Annotated in this window: 19 protein-coding genes; 3 read left to right on the plus strand and 16 right to left on the minus strand. The window is 39.4% G+C overall.

Annotated elements, in window-relative coordinates; translation table 11 throughout:
• Nucleotides 1-358: 358 nt before the first annotated feature.
• The gene (locus tag G563_RS0112670; protein WP_028665638.1) at nt 359-1411 is read left to right on the plus strand and encodes a sugar phosphate isomerase/epimerase family protein; all 1053 of its coding nucleotides are present in this window, start codon (nt 359-361) and stop codon (nt 1409-1411) included.
• A gap of 77 nt (nt 1412-1488) precedes the next feature.
• Here G563_RS0112670 and G563_RS0112675 read toward each other — a convergent pair whose 3' ends face one another.
• Together G563_RS0112675 and sufB are read right to left on the minus strand one after the other, a co-directional pair.
• Nucleotides 1489-2004 carry a c-type cytochrome gene (locus tag G563_RS0112675; protein WP_028665639.1) on the minus strand — a complete coding sequence of 172 codons (516 nt, stop codon included), beginning with the start codon at nt 2002-2004 and terminating at the stop codon, nt 1489-1491.
• A 160-nt stretch (nt 2005-2164) separates the two neighbouring features.
• A complete protein-coding gene (gene sufB, locus G563_RS0112680) occupies nt 2165-3610 on the minus strand; it encodes a Fe-S cluster assembly protein SufB (RefSeq protein ID WP_028665640.1) in 1446 nt (481 codons plus the stop codon).
• Between the two features lie 452 nt (nt 3611-4062).
• Here sufB and G563_RS0112690 point away from each other — a divergent pair, with 452 nt between their 5' ends.
• Nucleotides 4063-4827 (plus strand): hypothetical protein, encoded by a 765-nt coding sequence (locus G563_RS0112690; RefSeq protein WP_169579753.1) that lies wholly within the window; start codon nt 4063-4065, stop codon nt 4825-4827.
• A 291-nt stretch (nt 4828-5118) separates the two neighbouring features.
• Here G563_RS0112690 and G563_RS0112695 read toward each other — a convergent pair whose 3' ends face one another.
• The 7 genes from G563_RS0112695 to G563_RS0112735 form a co-directional block, all read right to left on the minus strand.
• On the minus strand, nt 5119-5904 hold the full coding sequence (locus tag G563_RS0112695; RefSeq protein WP_028665643.1) for a hypothetical protein: 786 nt from the start codon (nt 5902-5904) through the stop codon (nt 5119-5121).
• Nucleotides 5905-6497: 593 nt separating this feature from the next.
• A complete protein-coding gene (locus G563_RS0112705; RefSeq protein ID WP_028665644.1) occupies nt 6498-6713 on the minus strand; it encodes a hypothetical protein in 216 nt (71 codons plus the stop codon).
• Nucleotide 6714: 1 nt separating this feature from the next.
• On the minus strand, nt 6715-7416 hold the full coding sequence (locus tag G563_RS0112710; RefSeq protein ID WP_028665645.1) for a glycosyltransferase family protein: 702 nt from the start codon (nt 7414-7416) through the stop codon (nt 6715-6717).
• Between the two features lie 3 nt (nt 7417-7419).
• Entirely contained in the window at nt 7420-9651 is a 2232-nt protein-coding gene (locus tag G563_RS0112715) for a peptidase domain-containing ABC transporter (RefSeq protein WP_028665646.1), read from the minus strand.
• A 138-nt stretch (nt 9652-9789) separates the two neighbouring features.
• A complete protein-coding gene (locus G563_RS0112720; protein ID WP_028665647.1) occupies nt 9790-10305 on the minus strand; it encodes a TlpA family protein disulfide reductase in 516 nt (171 codons plus the stop codon).
• Between the two features lie 5 nt (nt 10306-10310).
• Entirely contained in the window at nt 10311-10853 is a 543-nt protein-coding gene (locus G563_RS0112725) for a hypothetical protein (protein ID WP_051210946.1), read from the minus strand.
• 1447 nt (nt 10854-12300) lie between these two features.
• Nucleotides 12301-12501, minus strand: a complete 201-nt coding sequence (locus G563_RS0112735) for a hypothetical protein (RefSeq protein ID WP_028665649.1) — start codon at nt 12499-12501, stop codon at nt 12301-12303.
• A gap of 1650 nt (nt 12502-14151) precedes the next feature.
• On the opposite strand from G563_RS0112735, the gene G563_RS34615 reads away from it, so the two are divergent.
• Complete coding sequence (locus tag G563_RS34615; protein WP_051210947.1) at nt 14152-14346, plus strand: helix-turn-helix domain-containing protein; 195 nt, start codon at nt 14152-14154, stop codon at nt 14344-14346.
• Nucleotides 14347-14487: 141 nt separating this feature from the next.
• Here the strand turns inward: G563_RS34615 and G563_RS0112755 are convergent, their stop codons facing one another.
• The 7 genes from G563_RS0112755 to G563_RS0112785 all read right to left on the minus strand — a co-directional run bounded on the left by G563_RS0112755 (nt 14488) and on the right by G563_RS0112785 (nt 24678).
• Entirely contained in the window at nt 14488-15483 is a 996-nt protein-coding gene (locus G563_RS0112755; protein WP_028665652.1) for a hypothetical protein, read from the minus strand.
• 2 nt (nt 15484-15485) lie between these two features.
• Nucleotides 15486-18212 carry a hypothetical protein gene (locus G563_RS0112760; protein ID WP_028665653.1) on the minus strand — a complete coding sequence of 909 codons (2727 nt, stop codon included), beginning with the start codon at nt 18210-18212 and terminating at the stop codon, nt 15486-15488.
• 73 nt (nt 18213-18285) lie between these two features.
• Nucleotides 18286-19032 (minus strand): glycosyltransferase family 2 protein, encoded by a 747-nt coding sequence (locus tag G563_RS0112765; protein WP_028665654.1) that lies wholly within the window; start codon nt 19030-19032, stop codon nt 18286-18288.
• 155 nt (nt 19033-19187) lie between these two features.
• Complete coding sequence (locus G563_RS0112770; RefSeq protein WP_229598500.1) at nt 19188-20306, minus strand: acyltransferase family protein; 1119 nt, start codon at nt 20304-20306, stop codon at nt 19188-19190.
• Complete coding sequence (locus G563_RS0112775; RefSeq protein WP_028665656.1) at nt 20303-21925, minus strand: glycosyltransferase family protein; 1623 nt, start codon at nt 21923-21925, stop codon at nt 20303-20305. The genes G563_RS0112770 and G563_RS0112775 overlap by 4 nt, the downstream gene beginning before the upstream one ends.
• An 8-nt stretch (nt 21926-21933) precedes the next feature.
• Nucleotides 21934-22857: a transketolase family protein gene (locus G563_RS0112780; protein ID WP_028665657.1), complete on the minus strand. Its 924-nt coding sequence runs from the start codon at nt 22855-22857 to the stop codon at nt 21934-21936.
• 111 nt (nt 22858-22968) lie between these two features.
• Nucleotides 22969-24678, minus strand: a complete 1710-nt coding sequence (locus tag G563_RS0112785; RefSeq protein WP_028665658.1) for a hypothetical protein — start codon at nt 24676-24678, stop codon at nt 22969-22971.
• Nucleotides 24679-24681: the final 3 nt, after the last annotated feature.

A 24681-nucleotide genomic window follows, 5' to 3' on the forward strand; every position in this document is an offset into this window, starting at 1 on the left:
GAAGTATCGTCGTCATGTTGTTCAATAAAGTTTGTTGTAAGGTGGATAGATACACAACGTACCAATAAGTACTAGCATTGTATGAGATTTTAACTGAATTTTTGGCGAATTGTTAGTCATAAAGACTAAAATGAGATAAAAAACATCATTATGACATTTTAGCGAATGCTTACAATGGGTGTGTTTGTAGACTTTGACTTTTTGAAGCGTTTAATCAAATAGCAGAGGTGACAATTACCCCCAATGAAAGCAGTAATAAAATAGTATTTTTTACTTTATCTTTTTATCAAAAGCTTGCAGCGATTTGCTTAATTGCGGGCATAAACACAAAATTGTAGTCTTTTACTTATTAAAATCAATGAAAACAATCAAAGGGCCTGCCATATTTTTGGCGCAATTTATGGGCGACGAAGCCCCTTTCAATTCTTTGGATACCATCGCTGCTTACATGGCCGACTTGGGTTACAAAGGCATCCAAATTCCTACTTGGGATAGCCGCTGTATCGACCTTAAAACTGCGGCTGAGTCAAAAACATATTGTGATGAGTACAAAGGAAAACTGGCTGAAATTGGGGTAGAAATCACCGAGCTTTCGTCGCACTTACAAGGGCAGCTAGTGGCTGTTCACCCTGCCTACGACCCTATGTTTGACGGTTTTGCAGCTCCTGAAGTGCGCAACAATCCCGCCGCTCGTACCGAATGGGCCGTGCAGCAATTGATGTGGGCTGCCAAAGCCTCCCAAAATCTCGGTTTGACTTCTCACGTTACTTTTTCGGGTGCTTTGTTGTGGCCGTTTTTGTATCCTTGGCCTCAGCGTCCAGCGGGCTTGGTCGAAACAGGCTTTAAAGAATTAGGCAAACGTTGGACGCCTATTTTGAATGCGTTTGACGAAGCAGGTGTAAATGTAGGCTATGAACTTCACCCTGGCGAAGACCTCCATGATGGTATCACGTTTGAGATGTTTTTGGAAGCAGTGGGCAATCACCCACGCGCCGGTATCAACTATGACCCTAGCCACTTTGTACTTCAGCAATTGGATTATCTCCAATTTATCGATTTCTATCATGAGCGTATTTTTGCCTATCACGTCAAAGATGCTGAGTTTAACCCAAGCGGCAAGCAAGGTGTTTATAGCGGTTTTCAAGGCTGGGCCGACCGCGCTGGGCGTTTCCGTTCGTTGGGAGATGGTCAAGTGGACTTTAGCGGTATTTTCTCCAAACTTTCTCAGTACAACTACGACGGCTGGGCGGTTTTGGAATGGGAGTGCTGTATCAAATCTCCCGTTCAAGGAGCGGCGGAGGGTGCGCCCTTTATCGCTGATCACATCATCCAAGTGACCGAAAAAGCTTTTGATGATTTTGCAGGAACGGGTGCCGACGAGGCTTTCAACCGTAAAGTGTTGGGATTGTAATTGGTAAATAAATGTATAACAAAAACGTCGGGCAATGAAAATCGCCCGACGTTTTTGTTGATTGAAGCCTAAAAAAATTAATTTCTTGGAGGACCTCCAGGGCGCGCGCCATTAGGACGGCCTGGGTGAGCTTCTCCACGATGGCAAGTAGTACAGCCGATACGTGGCTTGCGCTCTTTGCTAGCATAAGAAGGCAGGGCGGCAATTACGTCATCGTTGATTTTACCTACCATTGCCACCATGTCGCGAGCAATAGCATGGTCGTGTTTTTCTTCAGAAGCCCAGTCGTTGACATTGTGGCAATGATTACAGCTTACGCCTAGGGCTTTGCTCCAGCCATTTTCCATGATTCCAATTACTTGTTCCGCAGGACGGCCTTTGAAAATTTTAATATTTTTAAAGACATCTTCGGCATTGTTTTTTTCTTTCCCTGCAATCGCCTCTTTTACCATTTTAGCGTATTTGGCGCGGTCAGCTGCGAGGCTATCTTCGCGGGCATCGGCGGCGGCTTGTGAGTTGTTGGGAGAGGGAGTCAATGCGACTAAAGACACTACAGCCGTTAGTGCAAAAAGGGCAGTAATCCATTTTTTCATGCTAGAAGGGAGGTTATAAAGTTATGAAGGCAAACTTAGGAAAAAACTATAAATCCACAAGAATTTGGCCAAAAATATAAATATGTCTTTCTTTCATAAAAAAAGCGCGACATTTTGTCGCGCTTTTTTTATGAAATAGCTTAAAAATTACCTCCAAATCTTATCCTACCGAACCTTCAAGGCTTATCTCTAATAATTTTTGAGCTTCTACCGCAAACTCCATCGGAAGCTGATTCAATACTTCTTTGGCATATCCATTGATAATCAAAGCTACTGCTTGCTCGGTTGGGATGCCTCGTTGATTACAATAAAACAATTGGTCTTCTCCGATTTTGGAAGTAGTAGCCTCGTGTTCTACCGTAGCACTTGTATTGTTGACTTCGATATATGGGAAAGTATGCGCACCACAAGTATCTCCTAGTAGCAAAGAATCGCACTGAGAGAAGTTACGAGCATTGGCGGCGCGTTTGAATACCTGAACCAATCCGCGATAGGAGTTTTGGCTTTTGCCCGCCGAAATCCCTTTTGATACAATGCGGCTCTTGGTGTTTTTGCCGATGTGCACCATTTTAGTACCGGTATCAGCTTGCTGCATGTTGTTGGTAACAGCTACCGAATAAAACTCTCCGATAGAATTGTCGCCTTTCAAAATCACAGAAGGGTATTTCCAAGTGATAGCCGAACCGGTTTCGACTTGGGTCCAAGAAATTTTTGAATTAGCTCCGTCACAAATACCGCGTTTAGTAACGAAATTGTAAATTCCTCCCTTGCCTTCTTTGTCACCGGGATACCAGTTTTGAACGGTGCTATATTTTACTTCTGCATTTTCGTGGGCTACGATTTCAACAACTGCGGCGTGCAATTGGTTTTCGTCACGCATGGGAGCGGTGCATCCTTCCAAATAGCTTACGTAAGAGCCTTCATCCGCAATAATCAAAGTACGTTCAAACTGACCTGTTCCAGAGGCATTGATACGGAAATAAGTCGAAAGCTCCATCGGGCAACGCACTCCTTTGGGGATATAACAGAAAGACCCGTCAGAAAATACCGCCGAATTGAGGGCTGAGAAAAAGTTGTCTTTGGCTGGTACAACAGATCCCAAATATTTTTTAACCAACTCAGGATGCTCTTGGATAGCTTCGCTGATTGAACAGAAAATAATCCCTTGTTTCTTAAGTTCATCTTTGAATGTGGTGGTTACGGAGATTGAATCAATAACCGCATCTACCGCTACACCCGAGAGTCGCTTTTGTTCGTTGAGCGAAATCCCCAAACGCTCAAAAGTACGTTTCAATTCTGGGTCTATTTCATCCAACGAACCTATTTCTTTCTTTTGCTTGGGAGCCGAATAATACTTTATCGCTTGATAATCAATAGGAGGGTAGTGTACATTGGGCCATTTGGGCTCGGTCATTCCTTGCCACAACCGAAAGGCTTTCAAACGCCACTCAGTCATCCACTCAGGTTCGTTTTTCTTAGCCGAAATCCATCGAACGGTGGCTTCGTCTACCCCAGGAGCGGCTTCTTCTGCTTCGATATCCGTGACAAACCCGTACTTATATTCGGAGTTGGTTATTTCTTCTAGTAATTCTACTTCTTTGCTCATCGCGTATATGCGTTAATTCTATATTTTTAACAAAAAATACACATATTCTGTTCTAATCGAACTGCAAATATCTTAAAAAACTCGGCCTATTGAAAGCCCTACGGTGGTTCATTTCTTAAAAACCCCAAAACTCTCCTCTTAACGGTACTTATTTCTGGAGCTTGAGCACTGCCAAGCAGGTCATTGTTTGGCTGCTTTTGGTGAGGTGAGTAGCCTCATAAACCATTTATTTTTTCATTTTTTGAGGCGATTTTTGTTTTATGATAACTTATTGATAAATAAATGATTGGGTATAATTGCTGATAGAGCCAAGCCCTTGTTTCTCTCTTCAAAATCAGAATTTTAAAAAAAAGATTCCAACCTTCTGCCCCTTGCTTGGCGTCCTTTGAATGATTTCGAGGCCTTGATTTCACCATTATTAACTTAAAAAACCAAAAACAGTAATGAAATTGATGCAATCAAGAGAGGGGGCGTATGCGGTACGCCTGAGAGGAGTAAGTCGTTTAAAATCAGCTATGAAGCAATCGATATGGGCGGTAGGTGTACTACTTGCAGCGGGGTTGGTAAGTTGTGACAAAACAGATGACAACGTCGGCCCTAATTTTATTCATACAACCGATTTCAACAAAGATACTACTACGTGGCAGACGGGAATCGTGGACTACAATGTTCAGCAAGAAGGGATTATGGAATTTAGTTCAAAACTCACTGCACTTCCTACAGATTCCACCAAAAAAGGTCTCAAGCTCACAAGCAGCAATCGTAGTGATGATGCCTTTATGTATTTGACTCGCAAGCTAACAGGACTTGCTCCCAATCAAAGCTACAAAATAGAGTTTGAGGTGGAATTAGCTTCTCAATATCCTGCCTCAGGAGTAGGGGTAGGCGGCTCTCCGGGCGGTGCTGTTTATTTGAAAGCGGGGGCTTCTGGCACGGCGCCCCAAAAAGCCAAAGATACCGCAGGTGACTGGAAACTCAACTGGGATAAAGGTGCTCAAAGTGAATCTGGTAAAGACGCTGTGGTATTAGGAAATATTGGGATTGAAGGCGACCAATACAAATATCAGCTCATTAAGCGCAATAATCAGACAAAACCTTTTACCGCCAAAACTAACGACAAAGGAGAATTATGGCTTTTGGTAGGTACCGACTCTGGTTTTGAGGGCGTTACGACGATTTATTATACCCAAGTGAAAGCGGTTTTGATAAAAAATTAGAACATCAGTATGGCTTGACCTCAAACTCAAGCCTCAATTTTTCCTTTTTGCTCATACCCGACCCGTCAAGGCAGCAGCTTTGGCGGGTTTATGCTTTTTTTATCTTTGAAATAACTTATGACAGATTTTGCCTAAGAACTTGTCGAAATCTTCAAAAGTAGGTTTTTGAGTTAGTGCAAATAATAGAAGTAAAAGTAAATTATTCATTTTTAAAATGCGTTAAAAAGGGTAACACCCGCTTCGGTTTGCTCAGGCACTATTACTTGAAGGGATGTTTTATAACGGTGTATGCTATTTTTTAAGTTTTATGTCTTTGTATAATAGACGGCAATCAAAAACTCCTTCGGTCTGCATATCTACATCAAAGGTAATAGCCTCGATTACTTTAAACGTTCTTACGATTAGATTACCTACATATACCTCATTTATGATTTCTGTTGGATATAAAATATTTCCTGATTTTTTGAATATATCCCTGGTGATTTTCATGCTAATTTCTCCATTTTCTTTTGTCATTATTGTACTTAAATGACGATAAGAAGTTTTTTCGATAAGGTGTATGTAGTAATTTCTATTGCGGGATAGATGTTCTAATTTAAAAAATGTTTGCTTATCAATGATAGTGTCTTTTACGGTAGGAGGGTGATTGCTTATACCTTGCCATCCCACAATTGAATCAAAAAAAATCAAGTCAGATTCACCTGTAAAGTTAACTTCTGGGTTTTTATCTCTTTTTTTTGTTTCGAAATGTGTGACTCGATTTCTCATGTACGAAACTCCATTTTCTTGGCATAGACAGTCTGCCTTATCATCAAAAAAAGAGTCAGCTCTATAATGAAAGGGTATTTTTTGTATCTGAATAGTAGAATCATAGAGAGAATTTGGGTGTGATAATCCATTTCCAAAGGAAATTTCGTTGGTCGGCTTTAATTTTATCAATACCGTGGTATTTAACTTTGCAGAGTCACTTCCATGATTTTTTTGAATATATTCTTTTAAGAATTGATTAAATTCTTGAGCCTTAGCTTGTTGATTTAAAATGTATAATATTCCTAAAATGTATGTAAATACCCTCATTTTGATAAGTGTTTATATGTTAGCTATCCGTTTACAGTACAGCTGTAAACGGATATTGCCTTTTTAATTGATACACCCAAACATATTGCCGATGAGCATGCCTGCATCAATTTGTTCGAAAGTGCCATGCATAATTAATGCAGTTGCAATTCCACACATCATTGATGATCTAATCGGCAAGCCTTACATTCCACAAAAGGAACCTTGAAAATTCAATATTTTTCACAAAGTTGGCTAACAATAAAATGACAACTAATTGATTTTTTGTCGATACCTAAACAGTTACTGTTTCCTTTTACTATGCACTCTACTTTTTGCCAAGATTTTTATAGGTTTTATGTATCCCCACCCTAAAGATAAGTAATCCAACAAAGATTAAGATAGGGACAGATGAAGATATGAGGGATGTTAAAGTTTCTGAATTAAAGCCGATTGAAATATAGTAATATGAGCTTATGCCAAAAAAGATGCCTAAGAAAGCATCGAATAAGAGTAGTTTTTTGTTCATTGTTTTACATTTTTTTAAATTATAGTAATAATTATTCATTTTTTCAATTGTGTTAAAATTTTTAACACAATTGAAAGATAAATAATCAACCGGCAATACAACTTCCTATACTCCACCCTGTCCCAGCAGCATCAATTAGTACACCAGCCACAACACCACCAGCTAAACCCCCTGTAGCAGGTACTGCGGCAATTGCTAATCCTAAACCAACAATGCCCAATACCCCAAATACACAGCCCGAAGTGAAAGACCATTTTCCCCCACTAATCTTCTCCATTTGTACATTTTCTAATTTTTTCATTTTACAAAGGTTTTAATTTTAGCCTACCCTTTACGCATTTCGGCAATCGCGGTGACTTGACATCTCGTGCTCCAACATCTATCAACGTTAGCAAATATAAATAGAGAAAAGATTGATGCTTATTCAAAATTGAATAAAATAAATAAAAAATGAAATTTTTATGAGCAGCTTGTTTATGGGTGTTTAGTCCAAAGAAGAAAAAACAACAGAAATAAAACTTAGGGAACAAAGGGTATTGGGTATTATACAAATTGTCAGATTGTGGGTAGAGCGAAAGCATCGTTTGTATAAAAGCAAATCTAATTTTTCGTCTTTTCAATTCAGGATAAAGGATGATAAAATCAGTACTCTGAAATGAATCTAAAAAGATAATTGTAGGCTTTATTTGTTCTAAAATAGAAATAAACGTTTTTTGTCGATTCTCATAGAATTTATCATAAAATCGATCCAGCAAATTATCAAGGTATTTTATCCGCGATTGAGTAGTGTATTTGTCTAGTATTTGCTCACCGTTTAATGCAAAAGGAAAACTCTCTAAGCGAACACATTCAAAACCCACCACCGAAACGTAAGGATGTAGTTCTGATGGTAAACCATATACCACGCGGTCGCCTTGCTGTACTGCCGAACGAGCCAATCCAAAGGTAGCATTGAGGTGTCCTTTAGCGGGACTCATCAAAAAAAGTAGGGTATCGGCCATCATTTATCAAACGCTTAAGGCAGGAGTTGTGGTAGTATTCCATTCGCCCCAGTAATCGCTGTACATATTGGCACTTTGCAAGAGTTGTTCGTGCGCACCTGATTGGGCAAAAACGCCATTTTCTAGTAGATAAATGCGGTCGCAGATACTACGTAATGTATGAAGTCGGTGGGTGATGAAAATGATTCCCATTTCGCTCTTTAGCTGTTTCAAAAGTCCTAACACAAACTTTTCGGTATGACGGTCAAGGGCTGCCGTGGCTTCGTCCAGAATCAGGAACTGCGGTTTGGCCACGAGTGCCCTTGCAAGCCCTATCAATTGCCGCTGTCCGCCCGATAGATTGACACCTTCTTCACCTAGAATGGTCAGAATACCCTGAGGAAAACTATCTAGAAAAGGAGCAAAACCATACTTGTCGAGTAACTGAAATGCGGCAGCAATTTCTTGCTCAGTAGTGCCAAAACAGATATTGTCAATCACTGTTCCATTGAAAATGTGTACCTGCTGAGGTACAATCCCAATCAATTGACGCCAATGATGCACGTCTAGTTCCTCCAAGCCAAATTGACCATTGATTCGTATTCGACCCGCTTCGGGTTCATAAAAACGCTGAATGAGTTGACAAATCAAACTTTTTCCGCCGCCACTTTCGCCTACGATAGAGATAATTTCGCCTTTTTGAAGTTGAAAATCAATGTCTTGCAATAATTGTTTTTTGCCCGGAAAGCGAAACGAAATATTTTGAAACTGTAACGATTGAAAATCAATGCGCTGCTGTTCGTAAGCTACTTTTTCGGCGCTGACATTCACAAACTCATACATCCGATCAAAAGCGATTTTCGCATCGTTGAGCGGGACACTGATGAGGGCTAAATTAGTCACGGAGGGTAGAAGAGACGAAACTGCCCCCAGTATAGCCGTCATTTCGCCTATTTTGATTTGATTTTTATAAACGGCATAGATGGTAATGCCAAGCACTATGCCGATAAAAACGGTGGCGGCTACTCCCGTAGAAGCCGATAAACGAACCTGCTTGGTGCCTGATTGATAGACCCTTTCTTGAAAATTTCCAAATAGAAGCTGATTGAGATTGCTGAAAAAAGGTTGTTTGTTACGATTTTTGACGTCGGCAATGCCCTGAATCGTATTAATGAAATTGCTTTCGCTCAACGAATACGCCACCATGACGTTGGTTTGGGCGTCGATAAGTCCTTTGTTTTGACGATAAATCAACCAAAAATAAATTGGCAAAATCAACAAACTAGCCAAGCCTACCTGCCAATTGTAGTACAACAACAACCCAAACGAAGCAATAACCATCAGCAAATCGACAAGTAGATTACCGGCGAGCATACCGATTGTGTTCTGAATACGGCTAGTGTCGTTGAGGCGAGCCACAAAGTCACCGATTTTGCGCGTATCAAAAAACGACTTAGGGAGATACAGTAGTTTATCAAAAAAAGCGGTGTTCATTCGTATCCCAAATTCTTTGCTTTGACGCATGAGCAAAAACTGCCTCAATACCGACATCCCAACTCGCGCCAATAGCAGTACTACCACCAAAACCGTAGCTAGGATAATACGGGTGGAGTTTTTGGAAGGCAGTATTTTATCAATCAATTGTTGAGAATAAATAGCCATTGTAAGCCCCAACACTGCCATCAATACACCTACGCCCGCACTCACGGCCAACAAAGGCACATCCTGACGAATCAATCCCAAAAACCATTCTTTCTTTCGATTGGCTTGGTCGGCAATTTTTACAAATGATTCGTTGGGCTCTAATACCAAACAATCCCCTGATTTCCAGTGCTTTTTTAAATCTTTTTCTGTCCATTCTACCACGCCTCGGGCAGGGTCGCTTATCAAAGATGACCCAGTTCCTTCCTCCCCAAAGGATGCTTTATTTACTCCCGTTTTGGGGTCAGATATGGGGCCGTACCACACCACATAATGCTGCAAACCTCCTTCAAGCTCGATATGCAATATGACAGGCTTGCCGTGTGCTATGAGCGACGGGATATCAGACTCGTAGCCGTCGGCTTCAAAGCCCAATTTGAGGGCAGCTTCTTTGAGACCTAACAACGACGTGCCGCTCAAATCGGCCCCACAAAAGCGGCGGATTTGTTCGAAATTGCTATCGCCGCCATAAAATCGTACCAATGATAAGAGGCAAGCCACGCCACAGTCGCGCTGATCTTGTTGGAGTACATGACTGCGTTTGATTAAAGTAGGCATGGTTAGAAAGTGGGTAGGTTGGTGATGTACTTAATGACCCATGCAAGCAAGTAAGCCGCAAGTTTAAGAATATATGTCATAATAAAACAATAGGTAACTCCCCTTCTCCAGAAAGGAGAAGGGGGCCGGGGGTTGAGGTTATTTTAGGTATTTGACAATCGCCTCCATTTTGGTTTCTCCCACGTATTTTTTTACCAAATTCCCTTCGGCATCATAAATCAAAATAGTAGGAACCGTACGGAAACCAAACTGTTTATCAGCGGCTTGGGGGGAGATTTGGGCAATGGTAAGCGAAGGAATGGTTTTTTGTAAGGCATATTCTTTCTCAAACGCTCGCAGTACCCAAAGGCGCTCGGTAGAAAGCCAAAACAGTTGGGCATTTTGAAAAGCCTGTGGCTGTTTTTTTAATTGATTGGCCTCCTGTTGGCAATGTTCGCAATGAGGGTCAAAATAAAATAGCACAGTGGGCTGCCCTTTTTGTGAAAGGCTAATGACCGTACTATCCAATGTACTCAGAGCCACCGTGGGCAGGTGTTGCATCTTTGAGGTGGCCTCTTTTTTGCGTTGGAGGGTTTGATAAGATTGTAACATCAACCACACGACTAACCCGACTACACTTAGCAAAAGTGTGGCAATGACTATTTTTTTATTCATAGATTTTAAGGAGTAAAACTCACCGTAATAAACATCACTACTGCCACCCACAGTACCAATCCCATGCCGTAGGACGCTAAAACCACCTCGAAAGATTGGGGCATATCTCGCTCAATGACTTGGCTGACTCCCCTTGCTAACAACACCCAATAGATGATTTCAAAGACATTTAGTAACTGGAGTGGATAGATAAGCCACGGCTGTACAGTAGTATAATCAAAAAAATTGAGCGCGGATAGCGGGTAAAAAATTTGTAAATCTTGTAGTGTATAATCCGTTTGGAAAAGTGCGAACCACAGTATTTTAAGAAACGGTGGAATAAGAAAAACAAACTCCGCTTCTAATGCTAAGCCAAAAGTGGCTTTGAATGAAAACGTATTGGTAATAAAAAACAAGCCAATGCTTAGGCAAGAGGCTACTAATGTAAGTTTGATAAGAGTTAGAAGGGGAAGAATAACGTAACTTACCCATTTCCATTTTTTGCCTTCATTTATTATGTTTTCTATTTGTTCGTAGGTGAGTTGTTCGGCGAAAGTATTGAAATACAAAGTTTCCGAAATTAGTAAATAGTTAGATAGGTATAATAATAACAATATAAATATTATATAAGTAAAGTATTTATACATTTTTTCGCGTTTTATTGATAATAATATAAGGAACTACACAGAGGATGAGCAGGCAAATTGGGGTAAAAATTTTAAAATAATGTAGTAAAAAATGCTCACTATTTTTGGTGTATTGGAAATGTATTAAAAAAATATATAAGATTGCTGTTATAATATTTAATGCATTTCGTATTATTAATAAATTGAAAAGTTTCATGATAAATGTTTTGTAACTGTTTAGGTGCTCTTTTTGCTTAAAAAGTACAATTTAAAGGCTATTAGTATCTGGTTAAAATAGTGCATTTTTGGTCTAATGAAATCTTTAGAATTTAAAAAATGTGATATTTTTCAAACTATGCTCAATAATGAAAAAATAACCAATTGACTATTAGATTTTTGTGTTTTTTAGGGTGTCTAAACAGTTATAACAAATCAAAAGGGCAGCTGAACTGTAAAGACTGCTTTAAACGAGAATTGGAGTAAATTATCTAGGAGATAATTTATCTATTAGATAAAAATAAAATAATGAAAAAATTGAAAAAATAATAGTCAGTATAGTCGGACTAAAGAATGTAATTAAATGTATGAGATTAATTGGAGTCCACTTTAATAGGCTAGTTAATTCTTTGTTGTTGCTAATGAAAGCAAAAATTTGCAAATTTGAAATAAATATCAATGATGAGTATAAAATTTCGTACATTTTTTTATTGGTTTTTTTTGAAGAATAAAAAAGAAATACAAGTAAGTTGATATGTAACAATAAAAAAGATAGTTGAAATCTAATTAATGTAGAAAATGAAAAATTTATATAAAAATCCAAAAGACATAACTCTGACAAGGCGAATAATGATAAGATTTTTTTGTTGTAAAATTGTCTTCTATAGTTGTTATGAGTAAAAATATGTTGATTGTTGTACACTCCCACTAAAGCTATAGTATAAAAACTGTAATATATATATATATGATTAGAAGTAAGTTTCTGTATTGAAAACCAAGTATTATAAATGAATAAAAAAAGAGGTATGGCTAAAATTGTCATAGTGACAATTTTGTTTCGGTTTATTTGCTTAAAATAGGGAATCATGTTTTTTGAAAATTATTTTAATTAAAATACTTAACAGGAACTTTGTTAGAACAACTATTGAAAATGAGTACATTTAATATTTGGTCAAACAAAATGATTTTTTGCCAACATTGAAACAAATGTTTAGGTACTCTTTTGTACTTTAAAAATGTAATTTAAGGCTATTTTTTGATTAGAATAGTACAGCTTACAATTAAAGCAAACCTTGAAAACGCAATATTTTTTAGTCAATTAGTTAACAATTAAAACGATAACTAATTGACTGAGAAATATTTGACTTTTTAGAGAGTACCTAACAAATGTTTATCATCTATAAGGATTGTTACATGATGTTGCAATCCCTGCAATTACTACAGATGCTCCGCCAAGTAATAAAAGACCCGCACCTAAACCCGTAGGAATAGTGGCAAATGTTAAAGCTGCACCTGCAAGAGTCAAAGCACAACCAAATGGGTCGTACCCATTCCCATGTAATTTTTCCATCTGTACACTTTCTAATTTTTTCATTTTAAAAAGGTTTTAATTTTAGCCTACCCTTTACGCATTTCGGCAATCGCGGTGATACCTTCTATAGTAACTGTTAATCTTCTTAGTGAGTGTATCAACGCTGTAAAAATGAAAAAAAACACGGCATTGTCTAAAAAATAACACTTTGATTGGTGATAATCGGATTCGAAGGGGGATTTTGTGCTTTCTTTTATCCATGCCCATTTTTACCTCCATTTATTATGTTTTCTATTTGGTCATAGGTAAGCTTAGTTTAGCGAAAGTGTTGAAATAAAGGTTTTTGTGGGTTAATAAATAGTTTTATGAAAATACAAAAATCAAAAAAACATACATAAGCAACAAACAAAATTTTTATCGCTATAATTTACTTGTTAAAATAATACCAATAGACTACAACTATGAAAGCAATTCCTAAGACTTTAAGGATTATATCTTTTTTTCTTTCATGTCCACTTTGGGTAATAAAATTACTATAAGATATAAATAAGCCGATAATCACGAGGCATATATATATCCAAAGGTCGTAAATTTTTAAGAAGAAAAGAGTAAACGAAGTAATTAAGAGTAGAAACCCAATACTATTTTTCATGTGTATTTTGCGTTCAGTACAATTAGAATTAAATGTGTTATTTTACATAAGTATGTATAATGAAAAACTACTTGTTTTTTTTCTTGTACCTTATTGATAAAGTATATTGTAAGGAATATACAACAAAATATAAAAGAAGTGTTTGGAGTTTTTTTGGAAAAATGCCACTAAATACGCTGATTATTAGGAGCGCGAAAAAGATAAAAAAAGAGTATAAAGATATAGTAGACTTTTTCATTAAATTAATAATTTTTCAGTTGAATATTTAAGATTTTGTACAGAGAGTACGGGTATAATAAGTTATTTTTGAAGGAAATTTTGTTGGTTAATTTTAATTTTTTTTGTACTGTAATATTTTAATTTTTACTTATATAATCTTTTTAAATATGTTATTTTAAGAATTGATTAAAGTACTGAACTTTAGCTTGTTGATTTAAAATGTATAATATTTCTAAAATATATGTAACTATCTTCATTTTGATAAGTGTTTATGTGTTAACTATCCGTTTACCGGATACTCTAAACGAATATTGCCTTTTTTGATTAATACAACTAAACATAGCATCCCCTACATAAAAATAGGATATAGATAAAGCAAACAAGTCACTCTAATAGTTTGCATTTGCAAATGACACCTATTGTTTTTCAATTTAAAATTGTTATTGAAAAGGGCTATTTCTCTTGCGAAAATTATTGCCAATCGAACTGGCAATAATGACAAGAACGACTATTAATGTTGTCTTCATTTACTAATTTTCAAGATTATCAATATGCTACTATTGTTTAAGTAAGTGCCAGAGTAACTATGTAGGACAACACTCCGTCATAGGCTGCTATATGATATGCAGCTTAAGCAGTTAACAGCCAACAATAATAGTATGTGGTTTTACCTGCTCGTTTTCAGGCTTTTGGTATTTGCCTTTGTTACTGATTCGCACCAACGTTAGCAAATATAGATAAAGACATGATTGGTCCTTATTCAAAATTGAATAAAATAAATAAAAAATAAAATTTTTATGAGTGACTTATTGGTGGGTATTTAGTCCAACCAAATAAAAACCATGGAAAAAATAGAAGTAAAACTAAAGAGACTTCGCTATGAGAAGGGGTATACTCAGGAGAAAATAGCAATGAAATTAGGTATATCGCAAGCTACTTATTCGAGATTAGAGAGTGGTCAATCAAAGCTGGACGTAGAAATGATGTATAAAATAGTACAGGTATATGGGGTAGATTTGAAAGAGTTTTTGGGTTGATTTTTTTTTGCTTTGGTATATAAATGTTCTATTGGACGTATTTTTATTTGTCGATATTTATACCTTTTTTTATAATCAATGAAAATAAAAGATATTTGGAAAGGAGTTTATATTTAAAGGAAGCGTTGTAGCTTTTTATTTTTACCTCAACACCTCATTTACTTTCTTGACCCAAATTGACTGACCAAAGCAAGTCCAGTGCGTATCGCTTAGGGAATACACTTGTTGGGAGTTTTGAGTAAAAGCCGGCCAAATATCAAGCACGGGTGCTTGGAGAGAAGGGTGTTGCTGTACACGCTCTACCAAGTGATTGTAAGGCCCCATTGTGGGGGCTACAATGCTGGTTTTGTTGGGAATAATCGATAAATACACCTCGTCAAAGCCCAATGAAAGATAATATTGGCGCGTTTGGTTAACACCCTTGATGAGGCTGTCTAGTTCGCTATCGGGGAAATACTTAAAAGAAGATGTAATACGTGAGGAATCGGTATCCCAGCAAAAAAGAATATTCTTACCGTCGGGGGAGAGGGCAACTTGGTCGTTGTGGCGGGCAAACCATGCGAGATTAAGGCTTGCCTTCCATTCTTTTAAAGTCAGAAATACATCACCCGAAAACAGAAAACTCGTCAAAGCTTCTTCGCTTTCGCCCAATACCTTGTCCCAATAGGCAAGTGAAAAAAAGCTTGCCTCAGCTTGGGGCACAACTTTCTCGGGTTTACCTATTTTGAGAACCCTTACAGAATCGACGAAGTGCTCTCTAAAATGCCGCTCTACGGTTTGTAATACAAGTATATTACGTTTTGTGGTATCTAGTTGTATGATTAGCGGCTCGTTCCAGTGCGTTCGCAAGTAATCCTTAGCCACAAAATCAAGACTATCTACGCGGGCTTTTTCGGTAAAGCTATCGCCAATGATATATAAGCCTGTATTGGTTTTAGGGAGATTCGACGGTTTAGGGCAGGGTTTGGTAAGTTGCTTAAAATCAGGAAGGTTAGACAAGCGGTACAGATCCCCATATCGATAAGAATCTTTGGTCAATCCTAGGTCAAATGCCTTTTGGCGGAGCGTAGGATTGCAGCCTATCACCCACAAAAGTGAGAAAACAAAGAGAATAATATATTTGAGAATATGTGTCACAACTACCTGATTTTGAGAGACCAAGTTTGGAGTTTTTTGTTGGCGTAGCTATGGATGAGCAATTTGTTGTAGCCTTCTACGAGCGTAATCCGTATGGGGATTTCGCTGGGAATCGGCTTGTCACCAAGCTGTGTGCCTTTGAGGGTATAAAGGGTGGTGAAATTGCCTGATTTTACGCTTAAAAACTTAATTTCGGAGCCTAAAAAATGGTACTGCACATTGTTGCGGTAGGGAATGAGCCCTTTGGCCGAAAATAATTCTCGCCCTTGTTTGTCTAGTACGGCAAATTGGGTCTCCGACTCACGGAACAATATCCAATCACGGTTGTTAGTAGAGGAGCGTGCGCGGAAAAATGCCGTTGGGTCGGAGCGGAAAAGCTGCGTTTTACTCAGTATTTTACCTGCCAATGTCATATCGTGTAGTTCGCCGTATTTGCTAACACCTATCAGGTGAGTGGTGCCTGTTTCGGGCGTAAATACCCCAAAAAACGGCCCTGTAAATTTGGTTTTAAGGTCAATTTTGAAGGGTGGAGGAATCACCCCCGTTTCGCTGATAAGCCCTACTTGTCCCGAAGCTTGCGTAAATAAGAAATGACGTTTGCCTAGGTATTCGACTTCATGAATAGGCAGTAGTAGTTCGGCAAAAGGTCGGGAACGGTTGAGTACGATTGGGTCTTGACTAGGACTGTTCCAAAGATACAGGTATCCTTCATTATCGATAACCAAGAAACGGAAACTTCCTTCAATTCCACTTTCTAGTTGTTGGAAACTCCGTATGGTGCGCCCGGCGGGTAGCTTGATAGGAGGCAACGACATGTATCGTTGACGGTCATCTTCGTCTATGACATATAAACTTTTTTCGGTTGCAAATACATACTGCAAGCGCCCGATGCTCAGAAAATCTACTGAATAAATATCGCCCACAACTGGAGCATCAAGTTGAGCAATTTTACGTTTTTTCTCTTCCACAAATGGATTTTGCAATTCTCCTGACGAGGTGACGACAATCATTTTGTCGAGCGCACTGGGGTAATTTCTGACGGTATAAATTCCGCCGGCGGGTGCTGGCTCAAAAGCCTGTTCTTGTTGTAGAAAAACTTTATTGAGCGTTTTGGCATTAGCAGCTTTGGTAAGGCGCCCAAACGTCAGCGATGAATAGGCGCGCCCACTTTTATAGGCCGATTGAAACACCATCTGGTCAAAGGGAAGCTGCTCCGTAATGTCATAATTGAGGTTTGTGAAGAGATAATTCATGAAACCTGCGGCTAAATAATCCTTACTTTTACGAGGACTAACAATAAAAGTAAAGTTGGAGGCACCGAGGGTTTTATTCAAAAAAGTATGATGAATCGTCGAATTGGCCCAGGTACGTTGATACTCTACATCAATGAGATAGTCTTTAAGTACTTGTGAGTCATTGCTGTAGATAATGAAATTTTGGTGAAAAGCTATATACGACTTCTGAAAGCCTTTGAACAAACCACCAAAAAGTACTGCTGGTAGTTCTGGCCAATTAATGGTATACACATATCCACCTTGAAAGGGTTCGTAAGGGAGGCCAGTATTTTTATTAAAGAGAATAGCTAGGCGTTTAAAAAAAGGCTCTAATCCATGTTTGGGGGTTACCTGTTGAAGAATGATTTGCCCTTTTGTAAGCACATTGTTAGGCTCTAACTGGCACAAAATCAGTTCTTTATTGAGATGTCTATAAAAAGAGTCAACGCGAGCGTTACCGATTTGAGTGAGTAAGTTACGGCGTAGCTGATTGACAGAGTCGTTGGAGACATTATCCAACTGAGCGCGTAGCTTACGCGAAAAAGTACTGGCATTATCAAACCCCAATCGGTACATAATAGCCGTATTGTTAGGAATGAAATAGGTACTTTTGAGAGGAGTGGCTTTTTGATCATTGAGGGCTTCCAAATAACCTTCGAGCTTTACTTTTTTGCCTTTTGAAATAAGCGTTGGATTTTTGGAAGAAAAAAACTTATCTAGGTGAAGCCCCTCCGTACTTGGCAAAAATGACAAAAAATACAGCAAGCCAGCATCGCTACTTGCAGCAGCATCACGGCGTAGGGCTTCTGACAAAACCACATTATCGAGATAAATGCTTAGGTCGCTGTTTTCTTGTTTGATACTCTCAAAACGACTGGTATTGGTGGTTCGCAGTGGGCTTTGGGCAAATCGTACCCAATCTTCCAATACATCTCCTGATACACAGGCTACCAAAAAATTGTTGAAAAAAGTATAAGCAAAGAGAGGGGCTGAAGTGGGGCTAGTCACGTCGTAGATTTTTTGCCCACTATGAATATGAGAGGTTACTCTGGCTTTGGAAGATACTGGCCCTTCTAGCCAGCCGTAGCTTTGAAATGCTTCTAAGGGTACAAACATCAAGTAAGTAAAGCGACCACTTGAGGTTTTTTGTAATACATAACTAATCGGACGCCCTCGGAGGAGTTTTTCGGCCCGAGTGCTATCGTCGGTGAGAAGTCGAAAAAGATCGATTTGGCGGGCGGCTAAATTTAGCAAAGGAATGTCCCGGATTTCGATGCCCCCTTTTTGAACTTTATACGTAGTATCTTGCAGTTTCTGACTTTGAATCAGAAAAAAAGAGTTTTCGGGTAGCAGTTTCCATACCGTGGCAGAGTACATTTGCCAACGTTGAAAACCCCACCACCCTGCAAATAATAATACTAAGGATAGACCGACTATGAGTCCTCTTTTTTTCATAGGTCAAAACGAGTAAGCAATCAATGTACACCATTTTGCTGCAAACAATGTACCATTTATGCTACTTACTCTTTTAGGCTGCTTTTATTGCTTTCACCTTGCTATTTAGTTCTAACCGAAACCGTAGCAATTCTTTAAAGCTTTGAATACATACTTTGATAAGTTTCCAGCGCAAAATAGAAACAGTACCTGTCAAACGCTCTTTGTGCGTAATGGGTATATCAAAGGTTTTTTCGCCAGCTTTTTTTGCCATAACTGCCAAGAAGATGTTAGGAGCAAAAGGCTCTGGATTGGGCAGCTGTGCCAACAATTTTTTTAGATAACTTCCTTTGATAAGGCGGAAGGGGATATTGGCGTCGTTGATGAAAGTGCCGTACGCAAAAAAGATAGTGTATTTAAGAATTCTCGTAATCACCAAGCGAGCAGGAGCATCATACCGTACTTGACGATAGCCCATGATAAAGTTTGATTCGTTACGCTTTGCCCATAGTTTTATGACGTCTTCGGTCACAAATTGGTCATCGCTATCGGTCTGAAAGACCCATTCCGAATTCAATTCAACGGCTTTTTTATAACCATTGACGGCGGCGTTGCCGTGACCACCATTTGGCTGATGTACTACAAGTAGATTGTCGATACCTGGGGCGATACGGTCGAGGATAGCTTTGGTACCATCTTTAGAACCGTCATTGATTACGATGAGTTTGGTTTCTTTGCCAGGGAAGGTATTTTTGAGGAAGGACGTCCACATAGTCACTACCTGCTCTATACATTCTTCTTCATTATATGCAGGCATCACAATCGAGAAATAAAGGCTCATTAAGTGAGGTAATTTAAGTTAAATGTTATTTGTTATCCGTTTTTGAATCAAAGCACAGTAAAATTTCGCAAAACTACTCAAAAAAAGCCGTGTACCCTACGTTTACAAGAGAAGGATTTATTTTGTGGTACTTCTGAACTAGCTTTCCTAAAATTTTAAGGGGCATATTTGTCTTTGAGATCATTGATGGGTTTTTCTATCAAATGCCATGAAATGGATGCCACAATGGTAGTAAGCAAAAATAATATCAAAAACTGGGCAACGTGCATTTGTTGGAATCCTTCGATGCTTCGATTTAGTTTCCCCAACAACCTTACCACGGGGTGGTTGGCGGGAGAATGGTAGTGATTATACACAAAATTGTGATATACGTATAGACCATAACTGATTTTGCCTAGGTAATTGCTGACGGGGTTTTCCAGAACCCATTTGAACCAGCCTTTGTAACCCACAATAGCGCCCCCTAAAAGGAACATAAAGAATACAGAGGCAAAGAATCGTTCCCAAATATTGATAGATAGATTGTGGTCTTGGTCAACGCCCGATTGGGTGATTTGGACAGACCAATAAAACACCACAGCCAATGCCGCCAAACTTATCCATAAGTACAGACGATTGTTGAAAATAGACTGAAAAGTAACTCGATGATAAAGCTGGATGTAGGCCATGATTGCTCCTAGCCCGAAAGCGTCCAATGCGGTGGGCATACTGACATATGAAATAAACCACGGCTGACCTGTGATGAAAAAATAAGTGCGCAATAAGAGGCTTACTCCAATCAGCACCCCAAAAAAAGGTACCAGAAAGCGTCTTGGGATAAAAAAGATAAGAATCGGGAAAAAAATGTAAAACTGCTCCTCGACGGCCAAAGACCAAAAATGGTCGGTCACGCCGAGCCATGTTTTTTTGAGGGCAATGTAAATATTAGAAGCATACAGAATTTGCCAAAGCTCTTTGCCTCGTACGGAGGGATCGTTGAAAAGCCAGAGTACTGCCAACGAAAGGTAGTAAATAGGAAAAATCCGAAGGGTACGGCGGATATAAAACTTTTTCATGTATTGTCCTAGCCCATTGGATTGCCCAAAGAGTTTGTCGCGGCTACTCATCAAAATCCTAGCAATCAGAAAACCGCTCAATACAAAAAATAAATTAACGCCTAATTTGCCAAAAGGTAGAAAATGAGGCTCGGGAGTCCAGTGATCCCAGAGTACCAATCCAACGGCCAAAAAACGTAATCCGTCAAGTTGAATTAAATAGTTGTTGTGCTGTTTCACCAATTTGTTTTGATACTTTGTTGCGCTACTTTTTCAAAGGTTACTACGTCGCAGGGGGCATTTTCAAAATATAACTTCCCCTTACGGTCATAGTGTAGCCAACGCACCCGATACGTACCTGCGGTGACCTCAGAGGCGGGTATTTGAACGGATGAACCTTTGGCAAAAAAGCGATTGTAATTAATAATATTACGCAATGAATGCTTTCGTTCGGGTGTAGTTGGAAAAATATACTGATTTTGCTGGTTTGATAACAATACATACAACCCACCATCGCGCAAGTCATACACTTGATAATCGGGCTGTGCCAAGTTTAGTTTTTGGCCGACAAGCGAGCAGGTTTTACCCACCATGAGACTGTCATGTGGAATCTGTATTTTTTCAAACAACAGCCTAGGAGGATGATAGATGGAGCTGGGCTTATTGGTAGGGTCATTGCGCCAGTTGAAGCAGCTCGTCACATTGAATTTTCGTAGCTGAATCGTATCATAGAGATGATAGTGCTGATTGCTAGCATATAAGAAAGCTGCGCCTACCACAAAAGTCAAAGTGAGTACTTCTCTAAATCTAGGACTAACCAAGCGGGTCAAATAGGCGATATTAAAGCTTAATAAAAGAGCCGAATATAACTTATAGCGGCTTGTAAGCATATTTTCGGGGCCAAGTCCAATGCGTGAGTAAGTCACAATCACCGCTGTGGCCAACGCAAAAAGTACGCCACCTAAGTAAAAATAATCAAACTCATTTAGCTCAAATTGACGTTTCCAATAACTCCGCAGGATGTAAAGTAAAATACTTAAACTGACAAATAAAGTGAGGCCACCCATCAAAAAGGGCATTTGGGTAGGGGTATTGCCAAAAGGTAAACCCTCAAATAAGGATCCGCAAAACAGAAGAAAACCTTTGAGGAGGGTCAGCAAGTTGCTACTTCCTTTCACCCCTAAATCGGTAGGAGGGGCTTTATAATGCCAAAAATAAAGCCCAATACTGATGGCACTAAAAACTACCCAAAAAGAGGATACTTTCCACCGTTTTTGGAGGAGAAGGACGCCCAAAGCTAAAGGAAAAATCAGGATGCCATTGCCACTCGTAAAAAGCCCCATGAAAGCCATCGGCACAGCCCATGACCAATGTTTGTCGCGGCGGCTGAGTCGCCAAAAAGTAAGTACCGCCCAAGCTACTACCCAAAAGTTTTGGATAGCGGCCATGCCCCAAAAAGTATTTTCCCAGAATGCGAGTGAAAACCAAAAAGTAGCAATCGGCAACGCATACCATACGGCTCCTGGAAGCGGTTTGAAAAATCGAGTAAGTAGCCACCAAATCACTAGCAAAGCTAGGTTTCCGACAAACATCAAATGTTCGTAATTGATATGGCCAAAAATCTTATAATCTATAATCGCCACAATGCGTGTAAGTGCAACACGGTGCTCATTGTGCTGAACAAAAATGGCGTGTAGTTTATCACCAAGCCCGGTGGCGTTTTCGTATTGTTCGATCGTTGCTTTGAAAGCATGGTCGTCCCATTTCGGTATGTTGATAGCATAGCGATTCCAAAGCTGATAATATACAAAAATCAGGGCAAAAGTAACGATAAGTGACGCTAAGGCTCGTTTGTTCATCGACCCAATCAGTGAATGAGAGAATGAGAAAAGGACTGAATAATACTCGCAATATGAGAAGCGTCTAGTCCTGATTGAGTCTGATGGTAATTTTGACTGCCATACAGCCCATTGGGGTAGCCTTGGGCAGTGAGCGATTTAAAATTTTTAGGATGAATCCCCGCTTCAAGCATTTTGACAGATAGCTGCTGTGCCAATCCGCCGATGCTTACGTGCTCTTCTACTACCAGTATATTGTCTACCTTGCGGAGAGCCTCGATTACCGTAGGAGTAAGTTGGAGCGGTAAAGTAAGGGCAGTGTATACATCACATTCGTTTTGCAAACCCAGCTGAGACAGGGCTTTCTGGACATTGGCTACGATAGGGCCTAGGGCAATGATAGCGGTCGAGGCATCGGGTGCGTAATTGATTTTTTTCAATGAACCCGACAGTTCGGCTCCTTCGGGAGTGGCTCCACCCACCCCAAGACGTAGATAGGCGGGGCTTTTGTCTTTAAGGATTTGGGTCAAAACAGGCTCTACCTCATCGCTAAAAGCTGGTATCCAAGTTTTTACGTTTTGAAGACTGCTCAAACAAGCCAAATCCTCAATCGCGTGGTGAGTGCTACCCATGATGCCATAACCATAACCGCCCCCATTGCCCACCAAAAAAACGGGGAGATTGTGCAAACAAGCGTCATTACGGAATTGCTCAAGACAGCGATACACCACAAAAGGAGCAATGCTGTAGCAAAATACTTTGTATCCTTTGTAAGCCATTCCGGCGGCTACTCCCACCATGTTTTGCTCGGCTACTCCTGCATTGATAAAACGATTACCTAGTTTTTCTTGGAGGTTTTCTAAGGCATTGTAGCCCAAATCGCCCGTGATAAATACTACTGATTCATCGGCGAGGGCTAGTTTTTCGATGGCGGCTGAAAATTCTTTACGCATGGTTTTTACATCCTTTTGAGTGTATCAACGACTCAGGGATATTCATATAATTGATGAATACAAATACAAATTAAGCAAAATTCAAAGGGTTACCCAAATTCTAATAAATGCTTAATTGGTAAGGTTACTTTCCTGCACGGCATCAAAATAGGCGGACTGCCATTGGATTGCTAAGGCGTTGTTTACAACATGACCTACGCCTACTTGATATTTCCCGGTTGGGAAGTGGCGATAGGTGAGCTCTAGATTGAAGTGTGGGTAATAGTAATCATTCCCCATCATCACCAATCGAATACTACGGCGGTTGTACACTGCGGGTACTAAGTAGGTTTTGGATTGTGATAAATTCCGAAAAGCAATGTAATAGTCTTCTTTGAGCGACAAACTAGGTACGTCAGCTGATATTTTTAAAATCTTATCGTTGGCAGACTGATCCATTTTAAAATGGGGGAATACTGTCGCTTTTTCAGAGACCTTGCCAAAAGGAGACTTTGTAATACGATATTGAAGGGCCTTTTCTGCTTTGTCCATAGCGAGCTTGGAGGCTTCTTCCCAGTAGGAAGTATCACGATAAATAAACCACTGATGCGTACTTACCCAATTGTGCTGCGCAGCAGTATAAGAACGGCTATATTCGGCAAAAATCTTGTAAAAATGAAAAAATGAAATGAGCCAAAAAATGCCTAATGCTCCCACAAACCCTCTAAAAAACAATTTCTGTTTTGCCAAAAAAGGGAGCAAACAAAAATATCCCAACACCAAGCCAGCCACCGAATGAATACGATAACGATTGATGTGCATCAGGATTTCGTCTTTGTCAACCCTCGAAAGACACAACAAAAAGCCTGTCAATACAAAGAAACCCAAACTGCCAATTTGAAAATCGAAAAAGCGGTTGGGATTAGAGGGCTTTTCGTTGATAGGCGTTTTGAAATATGATTTTAAAAGTCGAACCACGAGATACCCAAAGCAGATTAAAATAAATCCTCCTGCCAAAATCGAAGCTATATCGCTCGCTGTAAGTTTCTTGGGCCATTCTTCGCTCCAGTTGAGTGCTGACCCTAAAAATACAAGCAGATTGGTGACTACATATCGGAAATGTTGGGTGATGTTGTTGAAAGGATTGTTACGGTTTTCAAATTTGGTATAATTTGTAAAATAAACAATCGCGATTACCAAAGCACCCAGGGCCCAAATCGAAAGGTCTTTCCAGCGTTTTTGGGCGATTAAAAGACATGCTCCTACGCCTAAAATGAGGATTCCATTGCCGAAGGTATAAGTACACATCAATGCGCTGCCAAGCGCCCACCAAAGGTGTTTTTGTTGCCTACTTGATAGCCAATGTATGGTAAGAATGGCAAAGAAAGAAACCGAATTGTAGGCCAGGGTAGCGGCAGGCCACAAAACACCATCGTACGAATAGCAAGGCTGAAAGAGAATAATCGAAACAGGCAACAAATAAATAGCAGAATAATTGGCGAGTTTGAGTTGGCGCCAGCAAATCACCAAAATTCCCAACAACGAAAGATTCCCTAAAATAATAATCCAATAAAATGAAACTTGTCCACTCACTAAGTACTGAAGTAAGACCACAAAACGGGTGTAAAACAACCGGTGCTCTACAAACTGTGCCGTTAGGAGGGAGAGTTTTTCTCCCAAACTTTGGGTAGATACATAGTTGGTTAGAAAATGTAAAATCAACTCAAAATCATCTCCTTGAGGTACATCGGCAGCGAAATACCCCAAAAAGAGACAAAAGATGAGCAGTGGAAAAACAAAACTTATATTGGCTAGTCGAGCTATAGTACTAGAGAATTTCATTAT

The sequence above is a fragment of the Runella zeae DSM 19591 genome (assembly GCF_000423565.1).
GTDB lineage: Bacteria > Bacteroidota > Bacteroidia > Cytophagales > Spirosomataceae > Runella > Runella zeae.

What these genes read in the sequence shown, in the direction of transcription:
- G563_RS0112760 (WP_028665653.1), bottom strand. Translation starts at nt 18,212, where the DNA reads ATGAAAAAAAGAGGACTCATAGTCGGTCTATCCTTAGTATTATTATTT.
- G563_RS0112690 (WP_169579753.1), top strand. Translation starts at nt 4,063, where the DNA reads ATGCAATCAAGAGAGGGGGCGTATGCGGTACGCCTGAGAGGAGTAAGT.
- G563_RS0112720 (WP_028665647.1), bottom strand. Translation starts at nt 10,305, where the DNA reads ATGAATAAAAAAATAGTCATTGCCACACTTTTGCTAAGTGTAGTCGGG.
- G563_RS0112715 (WP_028665646.1), bottom strand. Translation starts at nt 9,651, where the DNA reads ATGCCTACTTTAATCAAACGCAGTCATGTACTCCAACAAGATCAGCGC.
- sufB (WP_028665640.1), bottom strand. Translation starts at nt 3,610, where the DNA reads ATGAGCAAAGAAGTAGAATTACTAGAAGAAATAACCAACTCCGAATAT.
- G563_RS0112675 (WP_028665639.1), bottom strand. Translation starts at nt 2,004, where the DNA reads ATGAAAAAATGGATTACTGCCCTTTTTGCACTAACGGCTGTAGTGTCT.
- G563_RS0112785 (WP_028665658.1), bottom strand. Translation starts at nt 24,678, where the DNA reads ATGAAATTCTCTAGTACTATAGCTCGACTAGCCAATATAAGTTTTGTT.
- G563_RS0112765 (WP_028665654.1), bottom strand. Translation starts at nt 19,032, where the DNA reads ATGAGCCTTTATTTCTCGATTGTGATGCCTGCATATAATGAAGAAGAA.
- G563_RS0112780 (WP_028665657.1), bottom strand. Translation starts at nt 22,857, where the DNA reads ATGCGTAAAGAATTTTCAGCCGCCATCGAAAAACTAGCCCTCGCCGAT.
- G563_RS0112670 (WP_028665638.1), top strand. Translation starts at nt 359, where the DNA reads ATGAAAACAATCAAAGGGCCTGCCATATTTTTGGCGCAATTTATGGGC.
- G563_RS0112705 (WP_028665644.1), bottom strand. Translation starts at nt 6,713, where the DNA reads ATGAAAAAATTAGAAAATGTACAAATGGAGAAGATTAGTGGGGGAAAA.
- G563_RS0112735 (WP_028665649.1), bottom strand. Translation starts at nt 12,501, where the DNA reads ATGAAAAAATTAGAAAGTGTACAGATGGAAAAATTACATGGGAATGGG.
- G563_RS0112695 (WP_028665643.1), bottom strand. Translation starts at nt 5,904, where the DNA reads ATGAGGGTATTTACATACATTTTAGGAATATTATACATTTTAAATCAA.
- G563_RS0112775 (WP_028665656.1), bottom strand. Translation starts at nt 21,925, where the DNA reads ATGAACAAACGAGCCTTAGCGTCACTTATCGTTACTTTTGCCCTGATT.
- G563_RS0112710 (WP_028665645.1), bottom strand. Translation starts at nt 7,416, where the DNA reads ATGATGGCCGATACCCTACTTTTTTTGATGAGTCCCGCTAAAGGACAC.
- G563_RS34615 (WP_051210947.1), top strand. Translation starts at nt 14,152, where the DNA reads ATGGAAAAAATAGAAGTAAAACTAAAGAGACTTCGCTATGAGAAGGGG.